This is a genomic window from Streptomyces colwelliae, assembly GCF_048158785.1.
In the GTDB taxonomy this organism is placed as follows: Bacteria; Actinomycetota; Actinomycetes; order Streptomycetales; family Streptomycetaceae; genus Streptomyces.
Map to the genome: position 1 here is coordinate 1 of NZ_JBLTJC010000637.1, position 3,506 is coordinate 3,506.

General features: G+C 70.0%; 2 protein-coding genes and 1 pseudogene. 1 reads left to right on the forward strand and 2 read right to left on the reverse strand.

Features of this window, described 5'->3' with window-relative positions:
• Positions 1 to 705 (reverse strand): annotated as a pseudogene (locus ACNFOC_RS52410) (hypothetical protein); the annotation flags it as partial.
• A gap of 183 nt (positions 706 to 888) precedes the next feature.
• Between ACNFOC_RS52410 and ACNFOC_RS52415 the strand changes: the two are divergent.
• Positions 889 to 2,550, forward strand: a complete 1,662-nt coding sequence (locus ACNFOC_RS52415) for a glycoside hydrolase family 13 protein (protein ID WP_416966028.1) — start codon at positions 889 to 891, stop codon at positions 2,548 to 2,550.
• 17 nt (positions 2,551 to 2,567) lie between these two features.
• On the opposite strand, the gene ACNFOC_RS52420 is transcribed toward ACNFOC_RS52415, so the two are convergent.
• Positions 2,568 to 3,296, reverse strand: a complete 729-nt coding sequence (locus ACNFOC_RS52420; RefSeq protein ID WP_416966029.1) for a DUF4142 domain-containing protein — start codon at positions 3,294 to 3,296, stop codon at positions 2,568 to 2,570.
• Positions 3,297 to 3,506 lie beyond the last annotated feature (210 nt).

A 3,506-nucleotide genomic window follows, 5' to 3' on the forward strand; every position in this document is an offset into this window, starting at 1 on the left:
CCCTTCGACCCGGCCGACCTGGTCAAGATGGTCGAGGAACGCTTCGCCCGCGGCAAGAAGTTCGCCGTCGTGTGCGTGGCCGAGGGCGGGCACCCCGTCCTTCGTGCCGCCGTTCCAGGCCGCGATCAGCTTGTCCTTGATGACCGTGTGGTCGGGGCCCTTGGGCAGGTCGCCGTGGACGAGGCCGTCGCCGGCGGCGGGGTTGCCGTCGAACTTCACCGCACCCCGGTAGAGGTCGATCTGCGCGAAGCAGCCCTCGTCCGGCACCGCGATGTCGAGCGAGTCGGTCTGGCCCTTCTTCACGGTCACCGTGTCGAAGTCGACGAAGACCTGCTGCCCGGAGGTGGCGAAGGTCGGGCCGTGGGCGATGTACGAGGCGAGCGAGGCGGTGCAGGTGGACGCGTTGCCGGCGGTGCGGACCTTGATGTGGATCTTGCCGTCGTCGGTGGGCTTCAGGTTCTGGTCGTCGACCTTGACGGAGGGGAAGAAGTCGGTGCCGTCCAGCGAGAACTGGCAGCCCTCGGTCTCGGTGACCGTACCGGCGCCCGAGCCGGGCTTGTAGTGGCCACCGGACTCCCAGCCGTCACCGCCGCCACCGTGGGCCCAGGCGCCGGAAGCGGCGCCGACGGATGCTGCGGCGAGGGCGAGGGAGGCGGCGCCCGTCCCCAACAGGCGACGCACAGTGACACGACTCGCTATGGACATACTTATCCCATCTTGGCCTGGCGAAAAGGAGTGGAGGAGCTGCGCAGCGAAGGAAACACCGGGCCCATTGGTCACATGCGCCACAGCGTGTGCACATCGTGGGTCCACCGGAAGATGACTGTCAACTTGCCTCGGGGCAGCGGGAGTTCGTCCCGGGGCAGCGGGAATTCATAAGGAGACCACGTGTCCGACCTGTCCTCCCGTGACCCGAACTGGTGGCGGCAAGCCGTCGTCTACCAGGTCTATCCGCGCAGTTTCGCCGACGCGGACGGTGACGGGCTCGGCGACCTCAAGGGCATCACCGAGCGCCTCGGTCACCTCGCCGCGCTCGGCGTCGACGCCCTCTGGCTCAGCCCCTTCTACCCTTCCGAACTCGCCGACGGCGGATACGACGTCGCCGACTACCGCGACGTGGACCCGCGCCTGGGCACGCTCGACGACTTCGACGCGATGGTCGCCGAGGCCCACCGGCTGGGCCTGAAGGTCATGGTCGACATCGTGCCCAACCACACCTCGCGGCTGCATAGTTGGTTCCAGGAGGCGCTCGCCGCCCCGCCCGGTTCCGCCGCCCGCGACCGGTACGTCTTCCGCGAGGGCCGCGGCGCGGACGGCCAACTCCCGCCCACCGACTGGCCGTCGGTCTTCGGCGGCAGCGCGTGGCGGCAACTCCCCGACGGGCAGTGGTACTTGCACCTCTTCACCCCCGAACAGCCCGACCTGAACTGGGACAACGAGGAGGTCAGGGCCGACTTCCGCACCACACTGCGCTTCTGGTCCGACCGAGGAGTCGACGGCTTCCGAGTGGACGTGGCCCACGCCCTGGTCAAGGACCTCACCGAGCCGCTCCGCGACATCGGCCCCCTCGCGGCGAACTCCGAGGCCGTCCTCGACGACCTCCCGCCCGGCACCCACCCCTACTACGACCGGGACGCGGTCCACGAGATCTACCGGGACTGGCGGCGTACGGTCCTCGACACCTACACCCCGCCCCGCATGGCGGTCGCCGAGGCCTGGGTACCGGCCGCCCGCCGCGCCCTGTACGCCCGCCCGGACGAACTCGGCCAGGCCTTCAACTTCGAGTACCTGGAAGCTGGTTGGGACGCGGACGAACTCCGCGAGGTGATCACCGGCTCGCTCGCCACGGCCCGCGCGGCAGGCGCCTCGGCCACCTGGGTGCTGTCCAACCACGACGTCGTACGACACGCCTCGCGCCTGATGCTGCCCCCGGGCACGGACCCGAACACCTGGCTCCTGTCCGACGGTCACGAGCCACCCGTCGACGCGACGGCCGGCCTGCGCAGGGCCCGCGCCGCGACGCTGCTGATGCTGGCGCTGCCCGGTTCGTCGTACGTCTACCAGGGCGAGGAACTCGGACTGCCCGAGGTCGCCGACCTGCCCGTCGAGGTCCTCCAGGACCCCGTCTGGGAACAGCAGGGCCACACCCGCAAGGGCCGCGACGGCTGCCGGGTACCCCTGCCGTGGACGTCGGCCGGTCCGTCGTACGGCTTCGGGGCGGGGCCCGCGTGGCTGCCGCAGCCGGCGAGTTTCGCGTCGTACGCCGTCGAGGCACAGGACGGGACCGAGGGCTCGACGCTGGAGCTCTACCGCACCGCACTCCGCCTGCGCCGCAAGCTGCTCGACGGGGAGGAGCTGACCTGGGCCGCGGACAGCCCGCCCGGGGTGCTGCACTTCGCGCGCTCCGACGGCTGGCGGTGTGTCACCAACCTGTCGGCCGTGCCGGTCGCCCTGCCGCCGGGAGAGGTGCTGCTGAGCAGCGAACCGGCGGCAGGCGACGGGGAGTTGGGATGGCTGGCACCCGACACGACCGTGTGGCTGGGGGTGTAGCGCGCTCGGTGGCGCACTCACCCCACGGTCGGGGTCTGGGTGGCGCTGGGTGACGCCTCGCCCGGCAGGACCGGTGGCTGGGTGGTGCTGTTCACCGGCGGGGTGAGCACCACCTCCGGCTGGCCCGCGGCCGGGGGCGGCGGGGTCAGGTCCACGGCGGGCAGCTTCGGCGGGGTCGTCTCCTGGAAGAGGACCTGGCTGAAGTTGACCAGGCCGGTGTCCTCCATCACCGTGATGTGGTCCAGAACGGTCGCGTTGGCCTGATTGGCCAGGGCCCGCACCAGGGTGTTCTCGGTCGTTCCGCGGATCTTCGCGATGGTCGCGAAGATCGAACCGTGTGTGACCCGCAGGATGTTGGCGAAGTCCGTGTCGAACTGCTTGCCGCTGTCCCCGTTGAGTGTGTTGATGAAGCCCTGCTGCTGCGGGCTGGGCTGGTTCGGGATCGTGATGTTGAGCATGGGCGCGATCTTGCGGACGGTGGTGTCCAGCGCCGCGTGCCCGTCGATGAGGTGCTTGCTCGCGGTGATGACCGCCGGGCTCGCCCCCTTCTTCAGTCCCATCTGGCCGACGGGGTACTCCCACAGCCCTGCCGCACGCACCTTGACCACGAAGTCGCGGTCGGCCTCGGTCAGTGGCCCCCACTGCGTGTTGGCGATCACGCGTGCGGGCGCGCTGGAGACCGTGGTCACGCCCAGCATGGCCGGATAGGCGAGGGCGACGAGGGTCAGGCTGAGGGCGCCGCCCACAACCATCGTTCCCGTCGCGTTCCGCGAAAAGCGCACCGTACCTCCTGTGTCGTGGACCGCCCGTCGGCGGTACGGACAGTCAGAAGTACGGATCGGGGAAGCGTTCGAAGTCTTTGGTTTTGGTAAAGCCGGAGTGGGGCGCGTCACAAGTGACGGACAGCTACTCCGGTTGCCGACCGGGTTGGGGGTGAGGGTTGTTGGGGGTGAGGG